General features: G+C 29.5%; 2 protein-coding genes. Both read right to left on the minus strand.

From position 1 onward, the window contains the following. Positions 1 to 305: HNH endonuclease signature motif containing protein (locus tag QZ306_RS10520; RefSeq protein WP_295163655.1), on the minus strand; the 305-nt coding region annotated here is incomplete at its 3' end. Between the two features lie 70 nt (positions 306 to 375). Then, positions 376 to 1,686, minus strand: a 1,311-nt coding sequence (locus tag QZ306_RS10525; protein WP_295163657.1) for a hypothetical protein, incomplete at its 5' end; no start/stop codon positions are given.

Raw genomic sequence — 1,686 nt, forward strand, 5'->3', positions numbered from 1 at the left:
TCAACATTCTCTGGTAATTCATCAACATATTGTGCTTCAACACCATTATAACTTAATCTATTTCTATTATTTATTGAATTATTACACCATCTCAAGTTCTCAATTCTGTTGTCTGTTTTGATATGATTTATGTGGTCAACCTGCGAAAAGTTATTAGGATTAGGAATAAATTGCATGGCTATTAGTCTGTGCTTTTTGTATGGATAAGAATTTAAAGAAACAACAACATATCCATATGCATTAATTGTCTCTTTTAATATTTTCCTATTTGTCTTATTTCTAATAACATTTGGATATTCAACCATTATTTCATAATCATTTTCAAAATTAAGTAGAGGGACAAATTCAGATGTCATTTATGTAAAAATAAAAAATTTAAATATATAACATCTTTTTGTATGGTAAGAACTGCATTTCTATTTTAAATGATTCATTATTTGGAATTAAAATAGGGATATTATTATGTCGGCCAGAATAAAATTCAATCCAAAAGTGTTGGTCTGTTGAGTTCAGCTTAAAGTATTTGATGGGATTAAAGTAGATTTGACTATTTCCTAAATAATATTTATTTGACTGCTCAGCAATTGAAGAATATATAGTGCATGAATGCCTATCCCATACATTTTTGAACCTCAACTCTCTTTTCCATTTTCCTTCATATCTAATGATATTTCCTTCTTTATCTTTGATTGGTTTGCTTAAATCCATAAAATCTTCCGGATGATTATTAAATGATTCATAACCAATATTATAAACATCATCAAAATCAAATCGTCGATAAGGCAATTTATTATCTTTTGGTCTAACTCGAAAGCTAATTGATAAGTCAACATAGTAGTTTTTATATTTGTTATCTTTGACCAGTTCACCATTCGTAGGTGAATAAAAGATTTCATAGAACATATTATCATCATAATTGTAGAAGCCATCTGTTTGAACATCCCTTCGTCTCAAGCCTTCTTTTTCTTCAATAAATGTTGGCTTCTGCTCATTTAATTTAATCTCTTCTCTAATTCTTTCCATCTCTTTTGCATTTTCAGTTATGGCTTTTCTATTTTTTTCAAAATCTTCATTGGCTTTGTTGAGTTGTTTTTGTAGGTCAGCTTTAATTGTTTCATCAGTTGTTTCAAATATTTGTGCCATCAAATTATCTATTTCTTTTTCTAATCTATCATGTTCATCTACTAAATTTGTTTGTTCTATGCTTAATTTTGTTTCTTGGTCATACAAATTGGAATTATGCTCTTTATTGATTTTATCAGCTACAATATTAAATTCTTCAAATTTAGCTTCAATAGCTGCTCTCATATCATTCCACACTTCGCTTAAATCATTCTGTTGATTTAACCATGAATTTATGCTGATAAATACCTCACTCTTTTTGTCTTCTTCAATAGCTTTGTATATTTGGTCATCTGTGAATTTTGGATTATCTCTCTTCAGTGCATTATAATCGTCTCGTCTATATTTTCTCACTCCAAGGGTAAATTCAATCTTTCTTCTTCTCGCCAACATAAATATATTTCGGACGCCAATAATAGACTCACCCCTATTTGAAGTGCACCATTCTTGTGGAAAATTAAAATAATATCGGTTAAATTTTGCAGGGTCCTGCTGTCCATCTTCTAAAAAGTAAGCATATTCTATAGCTATCGGTGTTTGTTCTTCAGCTGGATTGAGCGACGG

The sequence above is a fragment of the uncultured Brachyspira sp. genome, assembly GCF_910588665.1.
Lineage (GTDB): Bacteria > Spirochaetota > Brachyspiria > Brachyspirales > Brachyspiraceae > Brachyspira.